This is a genomic window from Planococcus sp. VCh962 (assembly GCF_057748275.1).
Map to the genome: position 1 here is coordinate 193,079 of NZ_JBYLHS010000004.1, position 21,580 is coordinate 214,658.

Below are 21,580 nucleotides of genomic sequence, written 5' to 3' on the forward strand. Positions count from 1 at the left end.
TGTTGCTCAGACCTTGGAAAGAAAGACAAAACTAAACGGAGGAAACGGGAGCGCGAAACTTGTTTTTGACCTGCCGGGTTGATCAAACTCGGATTGTGTGATCGTTTTTAAAGGAGTCAGCAATATGAATAAAAAATGGTGGAAAGAGGCGATTGCTTATCAGGTATACCCGCGCAGTTTCAAAGATTCGAATGGTGATGGCATCGGAGATTTAGCAGGAGTGACCAGCAAGCTCGATTATCTGAAAGAACTCGGAATCGACGTCATCTGGATTTGCCCCATGTACAAATCACCGAATGATGACAATGGCTACGACATCAGCGATTATCAGGAAATCCTGGAAGAGTACGGGAATATGGAGAATTTTGACCGCTTGCTTGATGAAGTCCACAAGCGCGGCATGAAACTCATCATTGATTTAGTGATCAATCATACAAGCGATGAACATCCTTGGTTTGTGGAATCCCGTTCGTCAAAAGACAACCCGAAACGGGATTGGTATATTTGGCGGGATGAGCCGACAAACTGGGAAAGCATTTTTGGAGGCCCGGCTTGGGCTTACGATTCACAGACGAAGCAGTATTATCTGCACTTATTTTCCCAAAGGCAGCCCGATTTGAACTGGGAAAACCCGGAAGTGCGAAAAGCCTTATATGAGATGGTGAATTGGTGGCTGGACAAAGGAATCGACGGCTTCCGCGTGGACGCCATCAGCCACATCAAGAAAGATTTCAGCGACATGCCGGATGATATCGACAGAGCTTACATCCCGGCATGGGAAAAAATGATGAACGTCGAAGGCATACAGCCGCTGCTGGCAGAACTTCGGGATGAAACGTTTGCGAAATATGACATCATGACCGTTGGGGAAGCGAACGGTGCAAGTGTAAATGACATCGGTGAATGGATCAGCGAAGAAGACGGCAAATTCAATATGGTATTCCAGTTTGAAGATATGGGATTATGGAGCGCCGATTCAAAACATGGCGTCGATGTCCGCAAGCTGAAAGAAATCCGGTCACGCTGGCAAAAAGGTGTAGAAGGCAAGGGCTGGAATGCATTGTTCATTGAAAATCACGACAAGCCCCGCATGGTATCGACATGGGGCAACGACCGGCAGTACTGGCGCGAAAGTGCAACGGCATTTGCCTGTATGTACTTTTTCATGCAAGGCACACCGTTCATTTACCAAGGCCAGGAAATCGGCATGACAAATGCGCCTTTTGAAGAAATTGAGCATTATAACGATGTGCGGACCCATAATTTGTATTTCTACAAACGGGCAACCGGCATGATGCACGAAGATGTCATGACGCTGGTCAAAGCAACCAGCCGTGACCATTCACGGACGCCGATGCAATGGGATGCGAGCCCATATGGCGGATTTTCAACGGCAAGGCCGTGGCTGGGAGTCAATCCGAACCACGACTGGCTGAACGTCGAAGCGCAGAAGCACGATCCACATTCGGTGTTGTCATTTTATAAGCAGATGATTTGGCTGCGGAAGCATATGGAGGTACTGGTGTATGGACGCTACGATCTTGTCGAGCTCGGGCATGAATCGGTTTTCGCCTATACACGGGAAGACGAAAATGAAAAAGTGCTGATTGTGACAAACCTGGCACAGCACGCATGCTGGTGGGACGAACCGCAAGACGGAACTTTATTATTAGCCAATTATAAAGAAATCGATCCCAATCAGTTATACCCTTATGAAGCACGTGTGTATAAAATAAAAAAATGAAAAAATGAAACAAAAGATAAAGAAAGCTGTCCTATTGGAGGGCAGCTTTTTTGCGGAGAAAAGATCCTGCAATCAGGCTCTATTGACTATCTGCAGGATTGTAGTTTTAATAAAACAAGTAGAACAAAACCTTTTTCATATTCGGAAATTATTGGTAAAATAAAGCGAGAAGTGGAGGGCGGAAGATGAGAAAATATTGGATTGGACTCTTACTCTTGGGATTGATTGTTTTTCTCGCTGGCTGTTCACAGCAAGCGACGCCGGAAGACCGGCTGGAAGCATACATAGGCCATTGGAATAAAGGCGAGTATACTAAAATGTATGATGAATTTTTGAATGACGGCACGAAGAACACATATGACAAGGCCCAATTCGTGGAACGCCAGCAAAAGCTGAAAGAGGATCTCGGCATTGAGAACCTTAAAGTGGTATACACGAAACCGGCGGAAGACACGGAATGGAAGACAGAGCAGCCGGCAGATTTTCCGGTGCAGATCAAAATGGATACAATCGCTGGACCGGTGGAATTTGAAAAGACCATGACGCTGCTCCACGAAACGCAGCGGGAAAAGGAAGACTGGTTTGTTGAATGGGATCCGTCATTCATCTTCCCGCAATTGGAAGCGGAAGACGAAATCCGCATCGACTCGATTGAAGCGGTGCGCGGGGAAATCCTGGACCGCAACGGTTTAGGCATCGCCATCAACGGCGGCGGTTATAACATCGGCATCGTGCCGGAAAAATTCACGGATGAAACAAAAAAAGAAGAACTGGCAAAACTCCTGAATCTGACCGTCGAAAAAATCGACGCGGAACTGGGACAAAGCTGGGTCAAACCGGAATTGTTTGTGCCGATTGCAAAAATCGCACGCAACAATACAGAAGTTCTGGATAAAGCCATCACCATTCCAGGAGTAGCTGCACAGCAAGTGGCGATGCGTGAGTACCCATACGCAGAAGCATTGGGGCATTTGACAGGCTATATCGGCAGCATCACTGCGGAACAACTGGAAGAGCGCAAAGGCGAAGGCTATACGTCAGGGGACCAGATCGGCCGCCAAGGGCTGGAGCGTACACTTGAAAAACGGCTGCGCGGCAAAAACGGCGTGAGAATCTGGATCGACAAGCCTGCTGAAGGGGCAGAACCGATTACGGTTGCGGAGCAGCCGGTAACCGACGGAGAAACCGTCACACTGACAATCGATGCGGAATTGCAGAAAAAAGCATTCGCGGCGATGAAAGGTGAACCGGGCGCAGCAGCTGCGGTCAATCCGGATACCGGAGAAACCTTGGCACTTGTTTCTTCCCCAAGCTTTGACCCGAACGAATTTATGCTCGGCATCAGCGGCGAACGCTTTAAGGAACTGGAAGCAGATCCAAAGACGCCATTGTTCAACCGTTTCGCGCAAGCTTATGCACCGGGTTCCACATTGAAACCGGTAACGGCGGCAATCGGCATGGAAGCAGGCACACTAGATCCGGCTGAAGGCTTGACGATCAACGGCAAGACGTGGCAAAACGTCTCGCGCCTTCATCCGGAAGCACCTAATCCGATTGACCTGAACAAAGCGCTGGTGTACTCGGACAATATCTACTTTGCCCAGCAAGCGGTGAAAATGGGCAATGAAACATTCGTCGAAGGACTCAAGAAATACGGCTTCGGGGAAGACATTCCGTTTGCCATGAATCTAGCGGCTTCCCAAATTTCCAATGACGGCACAATCACATCTGACGGGCAATTGGCGGCGACTTCATTCGGACAAGGGCAGATGCTGACGAATATCCTGCATCTCGCTACGATGTACGAGCCTTTCCTGACAGACGGCAAGATGTACAAACCGACTTTGCTGTTGGAGGAAGAAGATTCGCAAGTCTGGAAAGAAGGATTGATTTCAGCGGAAAATGCAGCAACGCTCCGCACCGGCATGCGCAAAGTGGTCGTTGACGGCTATGCCCAGTCGGCGAACCTTCCTGGTCTAGCCCTTGCAGGCAAAACCGGAACAGCGGAACTGAAAGCGGCTGGGGAAGAACGCGGCAAAGAGAACGGCTTTTTCGTGACGTATAACCAAGACAAGCCGGACTTGCTGCTCGCGATGATGATCGAAAACGTCAAAGACAACGGCGGCAGTGATTACGTGGCTGATATGGCAGCACAGGTATTTAAATAAGAAATGAAGAATTTTCAGGCTGTCGAGAGTGCTCGACAGCCTTATTCATTTCGCTCCAGGTGGACGCTTTCCGCGGACATGGCTTCAGTCTCCTCGTCGCTTCGCTCCTGCGGGGCCTTCAGCTCATGTTATTTCCGCAGGAGTCGCCACCTTCTGCTACATTAATTTTCCTTTCTATCAGAAGATACAAAGAAAAACAGTAGAAAAATCCTACTGTTTCTGTTTATGCATCTCTATATTAGTTTTGAAACACGAAGTACGTGGTAGCTGTTTTATGGAATATCGGTTAACGAGATTACAGTTAACTCAACAAACAAAAGAATCAACGCTTTTGGCAATACTTCTTTTGTGATATACAAAAAAGCACTGCAGGATGAGATCAGCATCTTAAATCCTGCGACAGCGGCATATATATCCTTTTTGAGTATAGCCCAATCTTTGCTCCTTCAAATAAGAACAGTGAAAATAGTAACTTTTATTCTTTGTTATATTCAAATACAGCCCAAGGAAGCCATAATACGGGCTCTGCTTCTACGTTTTCATCATTTGTATAATGACAGAAACGTTCTGCTTGTTCCAGAGAATCCAGAAAACCATCAGCGTTCAGTTGAAATCCGAAGTGGTGGTTATAATCTTGCTCCAACCCATTGCATAAATAAGAATGGAAACTGCCGAATTCAAAGCCGAGCACTTCATATCCTAAGAGACTTCCTTGTTTTTCATTAATTGGAACGCGATTGTTCAGCAAGTTTTCTATTTCGTGAAGATTATTTTCAGGTTTGTTTTCGCTTTCCTGGTCTTCCAGGAAAACTTCAATAAACTTTTCTGGCAGTCCAATTTCAATAATTGTTACTTGTGGCAGGTGACTGAGAAATGTCTGCTGAAACTCTTTTGCAGCTTCAATCCTTGAAAATAAGGAAGGAAAAGCGAATTCACCGAGTGCATATTTATCAGCAATCCATTTATCCATAGCACTAAATTTGGTCTTGGAAATTTTCAACTCTTTTATATAATCTCCATTATGTGGCTTCGGTTGTCCCCAAAAGTAGTTGATATCAGGCTGCCAAGTGCAGATACAATCACTTGCCGAAAGCAGGACTGATGGTATCAGCTCTTTATCCATATAATTTTCCCGCTTAATGCGTGAAGTGACGTAATAACCTCCTGAAAAAAACTTCATTGTGCTTTCCCTATCACCGGAAAAGCTTCCAGCACCGCATCCAGCTCATCAATCAGAATCCGCAAATAGCTTTGATCCGATTCGAAGTCGCAAGACAGTTGTGCGCCAGTGCCGACGGGATAAAGGGTTTCAAGAATCCAGGAAATCTTGCCGAGCGAATTCATAGAACCGGTCAGATGGATATAGTTATCAAGATTTTTCAGTACAGCAGTGCCTTTCAAGCTTTCATTCATATCTCTCAAGCCATCGACAAATTCTTTGAGTTCATCGGTTCTGAGATCTGCTTCAAAATGAACGACGTACCCCGGGATTTCCAGATGGATGATGGAAGCCACCCAATTGGCATCCCAATAGTCCCGGCTGTCCGGATAATTCCGTTGCAATACTTCGATTTCCAATTTCGTTTCGTTGCCCAATACATGAAACTTCAATTTATCCACCTCGGTCAAATTAACTATACTTTTCCTAAGTCTATCAATAAAGAAGGTAAAAAAATAGAGAATAAGCTTAGGAAAAGAGAAACGCTTTTTTGTTCTCCGGATACCAATCCAACTCTTTGACTCTCCTCTTAATAAGGAGTAGATTTAACCTATCGAAAAGGAACTGTTCGCTTTGGAACAGTTTACGTACGAAAGGAATGAGGATGGACAATGAACCAGGAAAATGAAAAATTAATGCGTACCATCCAGTTGATGCGGTCGTTCAGGCGAATACAGAAAAACATGGTGTGCATCGACCAGCAGACAGCAGCACGAAGCGGCTTGTCGATGCCGCAATACGCGATTTTGATGACTTTGGCTAAACGCAAAGAGATGACGCAGAAAACCGTAGGGGAAATCAGTTTTCTTCCGAAAAGCACATTGAGCCAAGCGGTTGATGGTTTGGTGCGGGAAGGGCTGCTTGAGCGCCAGGAAGTGGAAGCTAACCGAAGGGAAATGGGATTGGCTTTGACCGCTAAAGGCGAGGCGCTGGTCCATTCGATTCACCACCAGCAAGGCGGGAGCCACCAGCGTTTCCAGGAAGCCGTGGACTCATTGACAGATGAACAATACGACAAGCTCTTGGAACTCCATCAGCACATTTCAGCCCATTTGGAAATACGCGATTTAGAGGAGCAGCGCCGATGATCAGGATCCTGAAAAATTTAAGCGTCTATAAATGGCTTGTAGTGGCTGTCGCGGTTCTTATTTTTGTTCAGTCGATGGCGGACCTTTTTTTGCCGACATTGATGTCGGACATCATTGACAATGGCGTTGTGAAAGGGAATGTTCCATATATTTGGAGCATCGGCGGCTGGATGTTATTGATTTCCGCACTTGGTGCTGCTGCTTCGATTGCAGCCAGCTTTTATTCGTCAAAAGCGGCGATGGGCATGGGACGGGACCTGCGCTTGAAAGTATTCAGCCATGTAGAGAAATTCTCGCTGCAGGAATTTGATCGAGTCGGAACCGCATCGCTGATCACCCGGACAACGAATGACATCACGCAGATTCAGCAAGTGGTCATCATGCTGCTGCGCATGGTCATCAGTGCACCAATCATGCTGGTCGGCGGGCTGATCATGGCGATTTCAAAAGATGCGAAATTGTCGCTGGTCATAGTGGGAGCCATGCCGTTTCTGGTCGGCTCGATTCTGCTGATTTTCAAAAAAGGGATTCCGCTGTTCCAGGAAGTCCAAAAACGGCTCGACCGCCTGAATCTGGTGCTGCGGGAAAACTTGACCGGCATCCGTGTCGTCCGGGCGTTCAACCGAGAGACGGAAGAAAAAGCACGGCTTCAAAAAGCGAACCGCGAATTGACGGATGTGTCGATCCGGGTCAATAAAATCATGGCGTTCATGATGCCGGTAATGATGCTTATCATGAACTTGACGGTTGTGGGTGTCATCTGGTTCGGCGGCATCCGCATCAACAATGGTGCGATGCAGATCGGTGATTTGATGGCGTTTATCCAGTACGTCATGATGATCATGTTCGCGCTTGTCATGGCTTCGGTGATGTTTGTCATGATTCCGCGTGCAGCCGTTTCAGCGAACCGCATCAACGAAGTGCTCGACATGAAACCGGCATTTGAAGACCTGGGAACAGAAGCGGCCGATTTTGAACGCGGCACGCTGGAATTTGAGGATGTGACATTCAGCTATCCAGGGGCTGAAAAACCGGCGCTATCAGGAATCAGCTTTAAAGCGTACCCTGGGGAAATCACCGCAATCATCGGAGGGACCGGTTCCGGAAAATCGACGCTGATCAATTTGATACCGCGCTTCTATGATATTTCAAATGGGGCAATCCGCGTCAATGGCGTTGATATCCGCGACGCCTCACAGGATGAAGTGCGCTCGAAGCTCGGCTTTGTGCCGCAAAAATCGATTCTTTTCACCGGCACGATTGCCGACAATATCCGTTTCGGAAAAGAAGAGGCGACGCAGGCGGAATTGGAGCATGCCGCTTCGGTAGCCCAGGCTACCGAGTTTATCAGCAATTTAAAAGAAGGCTACAATACAGAAATCGAGCAAGGCGGCTCGAATTTATCCGGCGGGCAGAAACAGCGTTTGGCAATTGCCCGCGCACTCGTCAGGAAACCGGATATCTATATATTCGATGACAGCTTTTCGGCCCTCGATTTCAAGACGGATGCCAAGCTCCGCCGTGCTTTGAAAGGCGAAACGAAAAACGCAACGGTGCTGCTGGTGGCGCAGCGCGTCAGTACGGTAGTCGATGCAGACCGCATCATCGTGCTGGAACATGGCCGCATAGTGGGTATGGGCACACACGAAGAATTGATGAACAGCAACGAAGTCTACCGGGAAATCGCCTATTCCCAGCTGTCAGAGGAGGAGATCGCATGAGCAACGAAAAACGGCCTCCAAGCGGCAGACCAGCTGGCCCGGGACACGGACCTCCTGGCGGCATGATGCTGCCGGGTGAAAAACCGAAAATCTTCAAAGCGAACTTCAAGCGTCTGCTCGGCTATTTGAAGCCGCGACGGAACCGTTTGATTGCCGTGTTCTTCGCAGCGATCCTGAGCACGGTGTTCTCGATTGTCGGCCCGAAACTCACTGGGGATGCCATCACGGAATTGTTTGAAGGGGCATACGGCAAACTGCAGGGAGTGCCGGGAGCGGCGATTGATTTTGGTGCCATCGGACAAATCCTGTTATTGCTGACGGCCTTGTATGTGTTCAGCAGTTTGTTCAGTTATTTGATGCAATACATCATGTCGACAGTGGCGCAGGACACGGTTTATGACCTCCGGCAGGACGTCAATAAAAAACTCGAAAAGCTGCCGTTAAATTATTTTGACAGCAAGCCAAACGGTGAGACCTTAAGCCGTATGACCAACGACATCGATACGATCGGAAGTACACTGCAGCAAAGCTTGACGCAGTTTATCACGTCAATTGTCATGCTGGTGGGGATCATCGTCATGATGCTGACCATCAGCCCATGGCTGACATTGATCGCGTTCGTTTCGCTGCCGCTGTCGATGTTTGTCATCCAGCCGATTTTGAAACGGTCGCAGACGCAGTTCGCCAACCAGCAGCGTTCACTGGGTGAATTGAACGGCCATATCGAAGAGATGTATACCGGCCATCCGGTCGTAAAAGCATTCGGCTATGAGAAAAAAGCAGTGGCGCAGTTTGAGAAAGTGAACGATGAACTATACGATGCCGGCCGGCGTGCCCAGTTTATCTCAGGAATCATCATGCCGCTGATGACGTTTATCGGCAACTTCAGTTATGTGCTGATCAGTGTCGTCGGCGGGATTCTGGTGACGAAGCGGGCGATTTCCATCGGGGATATCCAGGCGTTCATCATGTATTCGAAACAGTTCACGCAGCCGATCATGCAGACGGCCAATATCGCCAACATCATTCAGTCGACCATTGCAGCGGCGGAACGCGTCTTTGAACTGCTTGATGAACAAGAAGAGAAGAAAGAAACGGCAAGCGTCTCGCTGGAACGGGCGAACGGAGCGGTGTCGTTTGAAAACGTCGATTTTGGCTACGGGGAGGAATTGTTGATCCACAACATGAACATTGAAGTGACGCCGGGCCAGACAGTGGCCATTGTCGGTCCGACCGGAGCAGGCAAGACGACGCTGATCAACTTGCTGATGCGCTTCTATGAACTTAAAGGCGGCAAGATTGAAATCGATGGACTCGACACCCGTGAATTGTCCCGAAGTTCACTTCGGAAAAGCTTCGGCATGGTGCTGCAGGACACTTGGCTCTTTAACGGCACCATCAAAGACAATATCGCCTACGGCAAAAACGGCGCAACGGATGAAGAGATCTTCGCGGCGGCGGATGCTGCGCATGCCGACCATTTCATCCGCACATTGCCGGAAGGCTACAATACCGTGCTGAATGAAGAAGCGTCGAATATTTCGCAAGGACAGAAACAATTGCTGACCATCGCGCGGGCCATTCTGGCAGATCCGCCGATCATGATTCTGGATGAAGCGACATCGAGCGTCGATACCCGTACGGAAATATTTATCCAGCGGGCGATGAACCGCCTGATGGAAGGGCGCACCAGCTTTGTCATCGCCCATCGTCTGTCGACTATCAAAGATGCCGATTTGATCCTGGTGATGGATAAAGGGAATGTCATTGAACAAGGCACCCATACCCAGCTGCTCGAGAAAAATGGCTTTTATGCCGATCTGTACAATAGCCAGTTTTCAGAGAAAGTGGCGATTTAATTTAGCATACAAAAGAACCCGCTCAACAAATTGTTGAGCGGGTTCTTTGCATTTAACGGCTTTGGCTTTTTTTATTCATAAACATCACGCTGCGGTTCTTTTTCCATACTTCTTCTTTTGCCAGCCAAAAAGCGAAAAGCCCCAATAGCAGCGTACTGACCACGAGAACGATGGCATTCGGCATGGCTTTTTCGGCAATGTCAGCCGCTTGCTGGATGCGGATTGCTTCCGGCCATGCCGGGGCATACGCCATTGTCAAGGCAAAGAACGCATTGTAAAAGACATGCAGGAGAATCGGCGCAAGCAAATTGCGGGTCTTCACATACAATACTGCAGCGATGATCCCGAACAGGAAAGAGCCGATGATGTCATCATGCGCCAGCCCAAACAGCAAACTCGAAATCAGGATGCCGCCCCATCTGGATGTTTTCATTGCCATCCGGCTCAGCAGCACGCCGCGGAAAATAAATTCTTCAGCGACCGGCTCGAGGAGGATCAGGAGGCAAAGGGTGATGGCCAGGTAGATTGGATCTTCCGGCAAAGCGATCGGTTCAAGCAGATAAGCGGCCCAGTCCGATGAAATCGGCAGGAAGACGTAGAGCTGAAGCCAGAACAAGCCTAGCGTAAAAGCGATCGACAGCACAATCAGGCCGATCACGGAAGCAAGCCAGCGCTCGATGCCGTCTGTAAAAACAAACTTGGAAACCGATACCTTTTGCAAATGGAACTGATAAGTGAAGAACCAGAATGGAACAATGCCGTAAACGGCAACCGACAGCAAAATCGCTTCCAACTCTTCACTCATCGGAAAAACGGTCGTGGCGTAAACCAGAGAAAGATAAACGGTAAGCATAATCCCGACAATATAACGAAACTTCATCTTCTGAAACATTCGTACACCCCTTATGTAGAATAAATCCAGTATAGCAGGTCGTTCGCATTATGGAAGGGAAAATTAAATCCCGGAACGCTTTTACTGCGTTTCGGGATTATCGGTTTCATTCAGCATAGCCTCGGCTTTTCTTTTAAGGGCAGCCTGGTATCGTTCATCTTCTTTTTTCTTGTTCAAAATCTGGGCCAGCCGCAGGATAACGGCGAGGAACAAAGTGCCGCTCACCATTAAGGCTATCGCATTCGGTACAGCCTTGGCATAAATGTCCGCACTTTCCATCAGCTTCAGCCATCGTGGCCAGCTTGGACTGACGAACATCATGCCGACTACCAGGGAGTTATGGAAGATATGGAGCAAAATCGGGATCAGCAGATTGTTCGTCAAAAGATACAGAATAGAGGCCGTCACGCCGAACAAAAATGCCCCGAAAAAATCCATATGCAGCATCCCGAATAGCAGGCTCGACAGCCATATGCCTTCCCACATAGAGGTCTTGAGGATCAAGCGCTTCAACAGCAAACCACGGAACATGAACTCTTCGGCAATCGGACCGATGACCGACACAATAAAAGAAATCGTGATTAAGTAAGCTGCATTGTCGGGAAATGGAGCCGGCTTCAGGATATGTTCGACCATCCGGGGTGCAATCGGCACCAGCATCCGCAATTGCAGCCACAGCATCCCAAGGGAGAAAAACGTCGACAAAAACACCAGTCCGATAACCGGCAAAATCCAGGGAGGGGTTCCTTTCAAAAACACCACATTCGTTACCGGAACCTTTTGCTTTCTGAACTGAGAACCGAAATACAAAACGGGCACGATGACATAGAACGTCAGCTGCATGCCCACATCCAGCAGTAAAACATTCGAAGAAAACTGCACCAGCACCAAAGCAGAAAGAATCATCCCGCAGAACATCCAGTTAAATAATTCACGGGTCCTCATTTCTTCAAACATCGTTGTGCACCGCCTCTTGGGTAATCACGCGGAAAGGGCAGCAATAATCGTTCGTTACTTATACCTTACCCGCTGTGGACAGAAAATAAGACCGGCGGAATTTGCTTTTTAAAAATTTTGCGTGTCTAAAAGCTTAAGCAGCAAAAGCTGAAATACTGCAAAATTAAGTATAAAAAAATAATTAATAAAAATTTAATAAATATTCTACCAATTCGAAAATGATTATGCTATCATGGTAAAAAGTTTGAGCAAACTATAATTGTTACTGTCACACTGTATTTTTTAAGAGAGTAGGTATCGAAATGGATGGGATCTATCAGAAAATCAAGAACTTGCGCATTGAACAGGGGTTTACGTTGAAAGATTTAAGCGAGAAAACGGAGCTGTCCGTCAGCTTTCTGTCACAAATTGAAAGAGGTTCTTCGTCTCTTGCCATCACATCTTTGAAAAAAATCGCGGATGCTTTTGCGGTGCCGATTACGTATTTCTTTGATACCGACACCAGCCACAATTATATGGTGCCATCGACTGAACGCAAACCGTTCCGGCTGGAAGGTGCACCGACAACTTATACGCGTCTGAACGGGGAATTCGGCGGACGTATGCTGGAGCCGCTGATGGTGACATTGGCGCCGAAACAAGAGCAAATTCAGACGTCGAGCCATCCGGGTGAAGAATTTTACTACGTGCTGAAAGGTGCGGCGCTGTTTAAAGTGGACGGCAAGGAGTATTTTGTCAGGGAAGGCGATTCGATCCATTATCCATCAGATGTGCCTCATGCATGGGAAAATCCGTTGAATGAGGAAACCGTAATTTTATGTGTTTTGACGCCAGTGATATTTTAATTCAAAAGAAAGAGGGCTGATCGTTGATGAGAGTGGCTACTGATATCGGGGGAACATTTACAGATTTAGTATACGTGGATGAAAACGGCAAAGTGGGAGTGGCCAAAAGCCATACAACTCCGCCTAATTTTGAACAAGGCGTAATTGATGTGATAGAAAAAAGCGGAATCGACCAGCAGGCGATTGAAACCTTTATTCACGGGACGACTGTCATCATCAATGCATTAACGGAACGAAAAGGCGTAAAGACAGGCTTGATCACCACAAAAGGATTCCGTGATGTGCTGGAAATCGCCCGCGGCAACCGGCCGGATTTGTTCAATGTCCGTTATAAAAAACCGGTTCCTTTCGTGGAACGCTATTTGCGCCAGGAAGTGGAAGAACGGCTCAACCAAAAAGGCGAAGTCGTCACACCGCTCAACAAAGAGCAAGTCAAAGAATTGATTGCCTACTTTAAAAAAGAAGGCGTTGAAGCACTCGCAGTTTCTTATTTGCATGCCTTTAAAAACCCGTTGCATGAACAGCAAACGATTGAACTGATCCAGGAATTATGGCCGGAAGTATCGGTTACGGCTTCGCACGAAGTGACGAAGGAATGGCGCGAATACGAACGCACGAACACAGCGGTGCTGAATTCATACGTCAAACCGATCGCTTCCAAATACATCAACCGGCTGAATGCCAAACTCGTTGAAAACGAAGCGGACAGCTTCAATTACATCATGCAGTCAAACGGCGGCACCACAACATTCGAACAAGCGAAAAAGACGCCGATCAATATGGTGGAATCCGGACCGGTCGCAGGCATTTACGGTGCGGCGTATCTCGGAGAAATCATCGGGGAGAAAAACGTCATCGCATTCGATATCGGCGGAACGACTGCAAAATGTTCACTCATTTCAAACGGTGAAGTGAAAGTGTCGACCGATTATTACATTGAAAAAGACGATCTCAATGCCGGTTACCCAATCAAATCACCAGTTGTGGACATCGTGGAAATCGGGAACGGCGGCGGCTCGATCGCCTGGATCGACGAAGGCGGATCGCTGAAAGTAGGGCCGCAATCGGCAGGAGCTGTACCGGGTCCGGTCGCCTATGGACAAGGCGGCACTGAACCGACCACGACTGACGCCAATTTGCTGACCGGGCGTTTGTCACCGGAAAATTTCGATTACCAAGTCGATTTAGATTCCGTCAAACAAGCCATCCACGACAAAGTAGGAAAAGTCTACGACTTGGAACCGGAAGAAGCGGCACTCGGCATCATCCGCATCGCCAATGCCAATATGCTGAATGCTTTGAAGCTCATTTCAGTCCGTAAAGGACATGACCCGCGCGACTTTACATTAGTGGCTTTCGGCGGCGGCGGCTCGATGCATGCACCGGCACTGGCCCGTGAACTCGGCGTCAAGAAAGTCGTTGTGCCGATTGCTTCATCGGTATTCTCCGCTTGGGGCATGCTGATGACGGATTTGCGCCACGACTATATCCAGACTTACATCAACCGCTTGCAAGACGTCAGCCTGGCCGAGTTGAACAATGAATGGAACAAACTTGAAACTCAGGCACGCCAGCAATATGCCGAAGAACATGTCAGCGAAGAAGACATCGTCTTTAACCGCTTTGTCGATATGCGCTATTCCGGCCAAGAGCACACCGTGAAAGTGCCGCTGCCAAACGGAGAGATTACGGCGGAAACGGTAGCGCAGACCATCAGCTTGTTCCACGAAATGCATGAACAAAGCTATACCTTCAAATTGGAGGAAGCGCAGACGGAAATCGTCAACTTGCATTTGACGGCTTTCGGTTCCGTGCAAAAGCCGGAATTGCAGAAACTTGAAGCCGGCAGCACGGATCTTAAAACAGCTCTAAAAGAAACACGCAATGTGTTTTATGAAAACGACGGCTGGGTAGCGACCAAGGTTTACCACCGCGACTTGCTTGCACCGGGCATGGCCATTCAAGGTCCTGCAATCGTTGAAGAGCCAACGGCAACCACCGTGTTCTATGCCGGCCAGACTTTAGCAGTTGATGTTTATGGAAACCTGATTATCGAGACGGAGGTGCAATAACATGACAATGACACGCCCAGTGAAAGTAGATCCGTTCACAATTGAAATTGTCAAAGATTCCTTGATTGCCATTGGAGATGAGATGTTCCATGCACTTGCGCGGACATCGATGAGCCCGATCATCTATGAAGTGCTCGATTACGCGAGCGGTTTGACGGATGCCAAAGGGCAGCTATTGACGCAAGGAAACGGCGTCACCGGGTTTATCGGGATGCTGACGTTCATGGTCAAAGAAACCTTGAACAAATTCGGGGAAGAGGGCTTGAAAGAAGGCGACATCATCATTATCAACGACTCATATGTCGGCGGCGGTTCGCATTTATCCGATGTCGGCCTGGTTATGCCAATCTTCCATGAAGGGAAAATCATTGCCTTTTCCGCGAACAAAGCGCATTGGACAGATGTCGGCGGAAAAGACCCGGGATCGTTCAGCAACGACGCGACGGAAATCTACCAGGAAGGCCTGCAGTTCCCATGCGTTAAATTATTCGATGAAGGCAAATTGAACCAATCCGTCCTCGATATCATCAAAGTGAATATCCGCTTCCCGGATTTATCGATCGGCGACTTATGGGCGCAAGTGGCTGCGCTGCGCACGGGCGAAAAACGCGTCAAGGAATTGTGCAAAAAGAACGGTGCGGATGTTGTCCAGGCATCAATTGACCATCATTTGGACCACGGCGAGCAATTGGCGCGCAAGGAATTGGCGAAATTGCCGAAAGGCGAATTCTATGCGGAAGATTTTGTCGACGATGACGGCTTCGGCAATGGGCCATTCCCGATCAAAGTAAAAGTGACAATCACCGATGACAAATTCATCTGCGATTTCCGCGGCAGCCACCCGCAAGTGCCGGGACCGGTCAACTGCACTTATACCGGGCTGGTATCCGCAGTGCGGACGATTTTCCTGGCGGCAACCAATCCGTCCCAAGACGTCAACGACGGTGTGTTCCGCCCGCTTGAAATCATTACAGATCCGAAATCGATCTTAGCGGCTGAACGACCTGCACCGGTTTCGATTTATTGGGAAAGTATGCAGGGAGGCGCCGACTTAGTATGGCAGGCGCTTGCGCCGTCTCTTCCGGAGCGTTTGTCTGCCGGACAATTGCTATCGGTTTGTGCAGTAACTTTATCGGGGCAGCATCACGTAACAGATGAGCCGTTCCTGATCGTCGAGCCATCTGCAGGCGGCTGGGGAGCAGCGCAAGGGCAGGACGGGGCACGCGGCCAGTTCTGCATCGGCGATGGTGAAACGTATAATGTGCCAGTCGAAGTGGCGGAAACGCGTTACGGTGTCATGATTGACGAATACAGCCTGCGGACAGACGGAGCGGGTGCCGGTGAATTCATCGGCGGTGCCGGAGTTACTCGCACGTACCGGGCCATGACCGACAAGCAATTCGTCTCGGCTACTTTTGGTCGCAATCAATATTTGCCTTGGGGCTTGAATGGCGGCGAACAAGGATCACCGAACGAATTCACCATTGAAAAGGCAAATGGCGAAACGGACGGGCCATTCGGAATCTATCCTCGCTACCCGCTCAATACAGGGGATGTTGTGAGACTCATGACTGCTACAGGCGGCGGTTACGGAGATCCGTTAAAGCGTCCGGCGCAGCAAGTAGCGAAAGACGTCAAAAACGAATACATCACCATCGAACAGGCAAAAGAAGTGTTTGGCGTTATCGTCAACGCCGAAACGTTTGAAGTGGATGGTTTAACTGGGAGAGGGGTTTAACAATGGATATTTTGAACATCAAGGACCTGGTGCAAGAAGGCAATGAATCTTATTCAATGCATACAATTTTTGAAGAACAGCAAGCGGACGCAGCAGTGAAAGTAGGGCATGTCATCATTTATCCTGGTGAAACAGTGCCATTGACCGGTGTATCGAAACACGCTGAAAACGAATATTCCGTAATCGTCAAAGGTTCACTGGTTACGGAGATAGACGGCCAAAAATACCGCGTATCTGCCGGGCAAGCGACGTTCATTCCAAAAGGCGAAGAACATATTGCCGTGAACGACGGCGACGAAGCATGTGAACTTGTATTTGTGATGGTTGGTTAATAGTACGGATAGAGAAAAAAGAGTGAAGAGGAGTTGGGGGAAATGACGAAGCAGGATCAATCACATTCAATGATGGAAGATGGCGCGTTAGACGCGGTTCCAGCAGATAAACGGCAGCATTGGATTACGCCAACGATGATTTTCGGGGGATTGGAATTCTCGATTCCCGTATTGATGGTAGGAGCGACGCTTGCCGGATCATTCGGCATGTCACAGATTTTCTGGATCTTGCTCGTTGCACTTTTTGTGTTCCAATGGCTCGGCAACGCAGTAGCGGGCTTTATCGGTGCTAAGACAGGCCGTTCTTCTTCCGTCATCACCAGAGCCAGCTTTGGTGCCATCCAGGCCCGGCTCATTGTAGGGCTGACTATTTTCATCGTATCGCTTGGCTGGTGGGCCTTACAGACGGCAGTAGCTGGAAATGCCATTTCAGCGATGCTTGGCATCGATTATGAAACGAATTACGGCACTTGGGCCATTATCACCGTTGTCATCGGATTGTTGTTTGCGATTCCGTCCATCATCGGCTACGGTTCGATGAAGTGGACCGATTATATTGCCGTGCCGGCCGGTCTTTTGCTGGTCATCGGAGGAATTGTCCTGGCGTTCCGCAATACCGGCTTTGAGGCCATCATGGAATGGCAGCCGGAACCGAGCATGACGATTTTTGCAGCCATCTCTTTGATCATCGGGGTCAACGTTTCCCAATGGGTGATCGCTTCTGACTATACCCGCTACGCAAAGCCGAAAATGAAAGATACGGTATTGATCCCGCTTGGCATCATCGGCGTCGGTTTTCCATTGTTCTATGTGGGTGCTGTCATGTCGGTCGGCGTCGGTGACGCAGATATCGTCAATGTCATGATGGGACTTGGCTTCCCGGTCTGGGGCTTCTTGATCCTTTGGTTCGCTACTTGGACAAGCCAGCTTGTCAACAATTACAGCATGGGTCTGGCCATGGCGAATATGTTCAATGTCGCTTCGAATAAGGGACGTGCGATTTTGACGCTGATCGGAACATTGATTGCCATCGTCATTGCGCTTGCCGGAATCCTGGATTATTTCATGGACTTCCTGTACATGACTGCCTTGATTTACCCGGCAATTGCCGGCGTCATGATGGCTGATTTCTTCTTTATCCGCAAGCAGCAATGGGAAGATAATGAAGGCTGGAACTGGATGGCGACAATCGCAGTCGTTGCCGGCGTGCTGGTTGGCTATTACTCGCAATACGTCAATACGTTCGGGCTTCCAGCAGTCCAGTCACTGCTTGCTTCCATGGCCGTTTACTATGCAGCGATGAAAATCAAAGCAGCCGTCAAGCCGGACCATTTCACAGCGGTCATGGTTGATGGCAAAGTGAGAGACAGCATCGAGACGGAAACAGTCCGATAAATAATGGAGAGAAATGAACCCCCGCTTGCGCGCAGTCAGTTCTGCCGCAAGCGGGGGTTTTGTTTTTAGTTTATTGTTTGATATCAAAAAGCGTATTAAACGATTCACTCATCACGGGATGATTGTAGATTTGGTCGCGCAGGAAGGTATAAGGCGCATCCAGATCCATCGCCAGTTTTAAAAGGTTAATCAATTCCGGGGATTCCGGTCCGAATAAGCTGGCACCCAAAATGCGGTCGGTTTTTTGATCGATCACCACTTTGAACAAGCCGCGCAAATCATTGATGACATGCGCCCGTGGATGCGCTTTGATCGGCAGCGCGCCTTCCATGACATCAAAGCCTTGTTCTTCCGCTTCTTTGGCTGTCAGGCCGATTCGTGACAGCGGCGGGTCGATAAAGACGGAGTAGGGGATATTTTTCCGGCTCTCCAGTGAGCGGTAGCCGCCGCCAAACAGGGAATCGGTGACAATGCGCGAATCGTCCAAGGAAATATAGGTAAACTGCATGCCGCCTTTGACGTCACCCATGGCCCAGATATTTTCAGCGGTTGTTTGGAGATGCTCATTCACTTCAATGTCGCCTTTATCGGTCAGTTTCACCGTAGTGTTTTCAAGGCCAAGCCCGTCAACATTCGGTTTCCGGCCGGTCGCCAATAATACAGCGTTAACGGTTAAGTTGTCACCGTCCGATAAAGTGACTTTTACGGAGTCGCTGTTTTGCTCCGTGATTTCTTCGGCGTGGGAGCCGAACACAAAACGGATGCCTTGCGCTTCCATCTCTTTTTGAATCTCGGCAACGATTTCCCGGTCTTCATGCGGCAGCAGGTCGTCTTCCGGCGTGATGACCGTGACTTCCGCACCGAAATTAGCGTACATCGACGCAAACTCGAGCCCGATATAACCGGCACCGACAATCGCCAGTTTTTCCGGCAGCTGTTTCCGTTCGATCAGCGTGGTGCTGGTATAGACTTTGTCCGATTTGATGTCGCCTTTGATTGGCGGGATGTTGCTGGTGGCGCCTGTGTTAATGAAGATGTGTTCAGCAGTGAGCACTTCCTGAAGCCCGTCGCCCGTGATTTCCACTTCTTTATCAGAAAGGAATTTCGCAGCGGCCGTGTAAATCTTGACATTTTCATTGTCCGCTAAGCTTTTGTGGTTCTTGGCTCGCAGCTTTTCCACCACTTCATTTTTCCGTTCGATGGCATTGGTATATGGAACTTCATTCAAGCCGTCATGGACGAGGATTTTTGTCGGGATGCAGGCGATGTTGATGCACGTGCCGCCGTACATTTCCGGGTCTTTCTCGACCAGCGCGACTTTCCAATCTTTAGCGGCCAGTTCGCTGGCCAATGTCTTGCCAGCTTTCCCGAAGCCGATAATGATCGCATCAAAAGTTTGCATAAATCTTCACCTTTCTTTATTTCAATTAAGAACTTATATAAATTGCCTCACTTTCTTATCTTCCCTAAAGGGTATCGCTTAAACGAAACAAAAACACTTGGACGGACATCCAAGTGTTTTTCTGTGTTCGTATGTACTTGAAGATCAAGCATTCTTCTCGCCAAGCTCCAGCTTTTTCTGTTCCAGTGCAATCTTGTCGCGCTCCAGCTGGATTTTTGCCAAATTGAGTTTTGCTTTCGAGTGGATGTCGAAGCCGACCAGTACGAGAAAACCGAGACCCAGAACAGCAATCAACGCAAACATACCGATTTCCATTTAATCGCTCCTTTAAGAGAACTAGCGGCGCTGCAGTTCTTCCGCAATTTGCTTCAAATAAGCATTCCGCTCTTTGCCTAATTTCAGAAAAGTGAAGACAACATATAAAATGACTGCAATCATAACGAGATAGAAGAATATAGAAATGATAGGCAGCAGCATAAATAGATCACCAGACATACACAGACCTCCTTTTTCCATAATACGGAATAGAAGGCAAAGAGTTTCGCAATATCTAGAAGTTTTCTCTGTTTGCTGACGGTCATTTGAAAAAATTAACGGCGCAGAAGCGTATTTTTGTACTTACAGAGCGTATTTTTGCTGTTACGGAGCGTATTTCCTCTTTAATGGAGCGCATTTTAACCATGACTGGGCGTATTTCATCGAAAGAAAAAACGCTTTGGCTAGAAACGCCAGAAGCGTTGTCAGATCCTATCGCTTTAGCTGTTAAAGGCATGATGTGCATAGAATTTTTAAAAACTAGCAAATCGTCTGTTCGCCTTTCTCAATTTCACCGGTTTGATCATCGACCCATGCTTTGCCGCTTTCGCAATTCTCTTCATTCGTCCACTCGATGAAGTATTGATTGTTGGCATGCGTGACCTCCTGGATTTCCACTTTGCCGATCTGATGGCTGTGGAACTCAATGACGGTTTCGATCGCTTGTTGTTCCGTAATCTGCGGTTCCGCATTTGTACAGCCACCCATGATGAATAATAAAACCAGCCACATCGCTGATATTCTCATACTCCAACCTCCTTATAGCGTAGACGGAAAGGGCAGGAGATAAGTTACGTCACCCAGCCAAACAAAAAAACGCTTGGAAATCCAAGCGCTTTTTAACCTCTAATCAATGAAATGCAGCCATGACTTCGGCGACCAAATAAGCAGCAAGCTTCGTTGTTTTGCCGTTGTCATCAATTGTCGGATTGACTTCGGAAATATCAAAACTCTGCACTTTTTTGTTGGCGACAATATGCCACAATAGTTGGCGCACGACGACCGGTTCGAGCCCGAACGGGGAAGCGTCGATAATGCTCGGCGCATAAAAGGACGATAGCGATTCCATGCAAAAAGTGACGAGTACATGGTCATAATTTTTACAGAACGCATCAATGACGTTCTGCGTGCTTTGTAAATCGCGCAGTGCCAAATCTTCGGCAAGGACGAACTGTGCGCCGAGCTGTTCCGCTTTGTTGAAAATCGCCCGCGTGTTGCCAAGCGGCTGGATGCCAAGGACGAGATAGCCGGCATTGCTGTCGGTTTCTAAAATCTGTTTGAATACTGTGCGGGAATCCGGGCGTTCCGCATCCTGCAGATCGAAATACGCATCAATGCTGATGATGCCGATTTTCGCATCCGGGCCGAGAAAGCGCCGGGCGCCCCAATAATGGCCGTACGCTGTTTCATGCCCGCCGCCTAAAATGATGGGCGTTGCGGAGCGGCCAAGCAAATTGCTGATGTGTTCACCCAGTTCTCTCTGGGCTTTTTCCATATCGCCGCCTTTTTGCATCACCGTGCCGGCATCGACAAGCTGCCGGCCGCCTAAGTGGTTGGGAAGGTCCGCTAGATGGCTGCGGATCTGGTCCGGTGCTTCTGCGGCTCCCGTTTGCCCGCCGCTGCGCCTAGCTCCTTCATCGCATTCAAAGCCGATGATGGAAAAAGAACGTTCCGGCACTTCATCGCTGCATAGGAATTCAACGCTCTGGTGAAAGCGGAAACTGGCCCGGTCTGTCCGACTGTCAATGCGGCCGTGCCAAAAATGCTTTTTCGGTAATTTATACAAACCCAACGCCTCCGAATCAATGAATAAAAATTTCCGTTAAGCTTATT

At 48.6% G+C, this 21,580-nt stretch carries 19 protein-coding genes; 10 read left to right on the plus strand and 9 right to left on the minus strand.

Annotated features, from left to right (window positions below; translation table 11 throughout):
- The first annotated feature begins 124 nt into the window (after positions 1–124).
- Positions 125–1,744: a glycoside hydrolase family 13 protein gene (locus AC3AQ9_RS13515; protein ID WP_488308023.1), complete on the plus strand. Its 1,620-nt coding sequence runs from the start codon at positions 125–127 to the stop codon at positions 1,742–1,744.
- 185 nt (positions 1,745–1,929) lie between these two features.
- Positions 1,930–3,912 (plus strand): penicillin-binding transpeptidase domain-containing protein, encoded by a 1,983-nt coding sequence (locus AC3AQ9_RS13520; protein WP_488308024.1) that lies wholly within the window; start codon positions 1,930–1,932, stop codon positions 3,910–3,912.
- Positions 3,913–4,387: 475 nt separating this feature from the next.
- Here the strand turns inward: AC3AQ9_RS13520 and AC3AQ9_RS13525 are convergent, their stop codons facing one another.
- Both AC3AQ9_RS13525 and AC3AQ9_RS13530 read right to left on the minus strand, forming a co-directional pair.
- On the minus strand, positions 4,388–5,092 hold the full coding sequence (locus tag AC3AQ9_RS13525; RefSeq protein ID WP_488308025.1) for a hypothetical protein: 705 nt from the start codon (positions 5,090–5,092) through the stop codon (positions 4,388–4,390).
- Positions 5,089–5,523: a WapI family immunity protein gene (locus tag AC3AQ9_RS13530; RefSeq protein ID WP_488308026.1), complete on the minus strand. Its 435-nt coding sequence runs from the start codon at positions 5,521–5,523 to the stop codon at positions 5,089–5,091. The genes AC3AQ9_RS13525 and AC3AQ9_RS13530 overlap by 4 nt, the downstream gene beginning before the upstream one ends.
- A gap of 219 nt (positions 5,524–5,742) precedes the next feature.
- Between AC3AQ9_RS13530 and AC3AQ9_RS13535 the strand changes: the two genes are divergently transcribed.
- The 3 genes from AC3AQ9_RS13535 to AC3AQ9_RS13545 are packed head-to-tail and all read left to right on the plus strand — an operon-like array spanning position 5,743 to position 9,799.
- The gene (locus AC3AQ9_RS13535) at positions 5,743–6,219 is read left to right on the plus strand and encodes a MarR family winged helix-turn-helix transcriptional regulator (protein WP_488308027.1); all 477 of its coding nucleotides are present in this window, start codon (positions 5,743–5,745) and stop codon (positions 6,217–6,219) included.
- The gene (locus AC3AQ9_RS13540) at positions 6,216–7,940 is read left to right on the plus strand and encodes an ABC transporter ATP-binding protein (RefSeq protein WP_488308028.1); all 1,725 of its coding nucleotides are present in this window, start codon (positions 6,216–6,218) and stop codon (positions 7,938–7,940) included. The genes AC3AQ9_RS13535 and AC3AQ9_RS13540 overlap by 4 nt, the downstream gene beginning before the upstream one ends.
- Entirely contained in the window at positions 7,937–9,799 is a 1,863-nt protein-coding gene (locus AC3AQ9_RS13545) for an ABC transporter ATP-binding protein (protein ID WP_488308029.1), read from the plus strand. Before AC3AQ9_RS13540 ends, AC3AQ9_RS13545 begins: the two co-directional genes overlap by 4 nt.
- Before the next feature lie 52 nt (positions 9,800–9,851).
- Here the strand turns inward: AC3AQ9_RS13545 and AC3AQ9_RS13550 are convergent, their stop codons facing one another.
- Positions 9,852–10,691, minus strand: coding sequence for a CPBP family intramembrane glutamic endopeptidase (locus AC3AQ9_RS13550; RefSeq protein WP_488308030.1), 840 nt, complete (start codon positions 10,689–10,691; stop codon positions 9,852–9,854).
- Between the two features lie 81 nt (positions 10,692–10,772).
- Positions 10,773–11,648, minus strand: coding sequence for a CPBP family intramembrane glutamic endopeptidase (locus tag AC3AQ9_RS13555; RefSeq protein WP_488308031.1), 876 nt, complete (start codon positions 11,646–11,648; stop codon positions 10,773–10,775).
- Between the two features lie 302 nt (positions 11,649–11,950).
- Here AC3AQ9_RS13555 and AC3AQ9_RS13560 point away from each other — a divergent pair, with 302 nt between their 5' ends.
- From AC3AQ9_RS13560 to AC3AQ9_RS13580, 5 genes are read left to right on the plus strand one after another with little or no spacing between them, the layout of a single operon-like run.
- Positions 11,951–12,493, plus strand: a complete 543-nt coding sequence (locus AC3AQ9_RS13560; RefSeq protein WP_488308032.1) for a helix-turn-helix domain-containing protein — start codon at positions 11,951–11,953, stop codon at positions 12,491–12,493.
- Positions 12,494–12,519: 26 nt separating this feature from the next.
- The gene (locus AC3AQ9_RS13565) at positions 12,520–14,565 is read left to right on the plus strand and encodes a hydantoinase/oxoprolinase family protein (RefSeq protein WP_488308066.1); all 2,046 of its coding nucleotides are present in this window, start codon (positions 12,520–12,522) and stop codon (positions 14,563–14,565) included.
- Between the two features lies 1 nt (position 14,566).
- Positions 14,567–16,303 carry a hydantoinase B/oxoprolinase family protein gene (locus AC3AQ9_RS13570; RefSeq protein WP_488308033.1) on the plus strand — a complete coding sequence of 579 codons (1,737 nt, stop codon included), beginning with the start codon at positions 14,567–14,569 and terminating at the stop codon, positions 16,301–16,303.
- Between the two features lie 2 nt (positions 16,304–16,305).
- On the plus strand, positions 16,306–16,635 hold the full coding sequence (locus AC3AQ9_RS13575; RefSeq protein ID WP_488308034.1) for a cupin domain-containing protein: 330 nt from the start codon (positions 16,306–16,308) through the stop codon (positions 16,633–16,635).
- Positions 16,636–16,677: 42 nt separating this feature from the next.
- The gene (locus AC3AQ9_RS13580) at positions 16,678–18,030 is read left to right on the plus strand and encodes a purine-cytosine permease family protein (protein ID WP_488308035.1); all 1,353 of its coding nucleotides are present in this window, start codon (positions 16,678–16,680) and stop codon (positions 18,028–18,030) included.
- A gap of 70 nt (positions 18,031–18,100) precedes the next feature.
- Here AC3AQ9_RS13580 and AC3AQ9_RS13585 read toward each other — a convergent pair whose 3' ends face one another.
- The 5 genes from AC3AQ9_RS13585 to hutG form a co-directional block, all read right to left on the minus strand.
- Positions 18,101–19,432 (minus strand): FAD-containing oxidoreductase, encoded by a 1,332-nt coding sequence (locus AC3AQ9_RS13585; protein WP_488308036.1) that lies wholly within the window; start codon positions 19,430–19,432, stop codon positions 18,101–18,103.
- A 144-nt stretch (positions 19,433–19,576) separates the two neighbouring features.
- A complete protein-coding gene (locus AC3AQ9_RS13590; RefSeq protein WP_488308037.1) occupies positions 19,577–19,747 on the minus strand; it encodes a hypothetical protein in 171 nt (56 codons plus the stop codon).
- 21 nt (positions 19,748–19,768) lie between these two features.
- The gene (locus AC3AQ9_RS13595) at positions 19,769–19,927 is read right to left on the minus strand and encodes a hypothetical protein (protein WP_488308038.1); all 159 of its coding nucleotides are present in this window, start codon (positions 19,925–19,927) and stop codon (positions 19,769–19,771) included.
- Positions 19,928–20,227: 300 nt separating this feature from the next.
- Positions 20,228–20,494: a hypothetical protein gene (locus tag AC3AQ9_RS13600; protein WP_488308039.1), complete on the minus strand. Its 267-nt coding sequence runs from the start codon at positions 20,492–20,494 to the stop codon at positions 20,228–20,230.
- A gap of 103 nt (positions 20,495–20,597) precedes the next feature.
- A complete protein-coding gene (gene hutG, locus AC3AQ9_RS13605; protein WP_488308040.1) occupies positions 20,598–21,533 on the minus strand; it encodes a formimidoylglutamase in 936 nt (311 codons plus the stop codon).
- Positions 21,534–21,580: the final 47 nt, after the last annotated feature.

Bases quoted from the DNA above. Each gene is read 5' to 3' on its own strand.
- AC3AQ9_RS13515 (WP_488308023.1), top strand. From the start codon at position 125: ATGAATAAAAAATGGTGGAAAGAGGCGATTGCTTATCAGGTATACCCG.
- AC3AQ9_RS13520 (WP_488308024.1), top strand. From the start codon at position 1,930: ATGAGAAAATATTGGATTGGACTCTTACTCTTGGGATTGATTGTTTTT.
- AC3AQ9_RS13525 (WP_488308025.1), bottom strand. From the start codon at position 5,092: ATGAAGTTTTTTTCAGGAGGTTATTACGTCACTTCACGCATTAAGCGG.
- AC3AQ9_RS13535 (WP_488308027.1), top strand. From the start codon at position 5,743: ATGAACCAGGAAAATGAAAAATTAATGCGTACCATCCAGTTGATGCGG.
- AC3AQ9_RS13540 (WP_488308028.1), top strand. From the start codon at position 6,216: ATGATCAGGATCCTGAAAAATTTAAGCGTCTATAAATGGCTTGTAGTG.
- AC3AQ9_RS13545 (WP_488308029.1), top strand. From the start codon at position 7,937: ATGAGCAACGAAAAACGGCCTCCAAGCGGCAGACCAGCTGGCCCGGGA.
- AC3AQ9_RS13550 (WP_488308030.1), bottom strand. From the start codon at position 10,691: ATGTTTCAGAAGATGAAGTTTCGTTATATTGTCGGGATTATGCTTACC.
- AC3AQ9_RS13555 (WP_488308031.1), bottom strand. From the start codon at position 11,648: ATGTTTGAAGAAATGAGGACCCGTGAATTATTTAACTGGATGTTCTGC.
- AC3AQ9_RS13560 (WP_488308032.1), top strand. From the start codon at position 11,951: ATGGATGGGATCTATCAGAAAATCAAGAACTTGCGCATTGAACAGGGG.
- AC3AQ9_RS13565 (WP_488308066.1), top strand. From the start codon at position 12,520: ATGAGAGTGGCTACTGATATCGGGGGAACATTTACAGATTTAGTATAC.
- AC3AQ9_RS13570 (WP_488308033.1), top strand. From the start codon at position 14,567: ATGACAATGACACGCCCAGTGAAAGTAGATCCGTTCACAATTGAAATT.
- AC3AQ9_RS13575 (WP_488308034.1), top strand. From the start codon at position 16,306: ATGGATATTTTGAACATCAAGGACCTGGTGCAAGAAGGCAATGAATCT.
- AC3AQ9_RS13580 (WP_488308035.1), top strand. From the start codon at position 16,678: ATGACGAAGCAGGATCAATCACATTCAATGATGGAAGATGGCGCGTTA.
- AC3AQ9_RS13585 (WP_488308036.1), bottom strand. From the start codon at position 19,432: ATGCAAACTTTTGATGCGATCATTATCGGCTTCGGGAAAGCTGGCAAG.
- AC3AQ9_RS13590 (WP_488308037.1), bottom strand. From the start codon at position 19,747: ATGGAAATCGGTATGTTTGCGTTGATTGCTGTTCTGGGTCTCGGTTTT.
- AC3AQ9_RS13595 (WP_488308038.1), bottom strand. From the start codon at position 19,927: ATGTCTGGTGATCTATTTATGCTGCTGCCTATCATTTCTATATTCTTC.
- AC3AQ9_RS13600 (WP_488308039.1), bottom strand. From the start codon at position 20,494: ATGAGAATATCAGCGATGTGGCTGGTTTTATTATTCATCATGGGTGGC.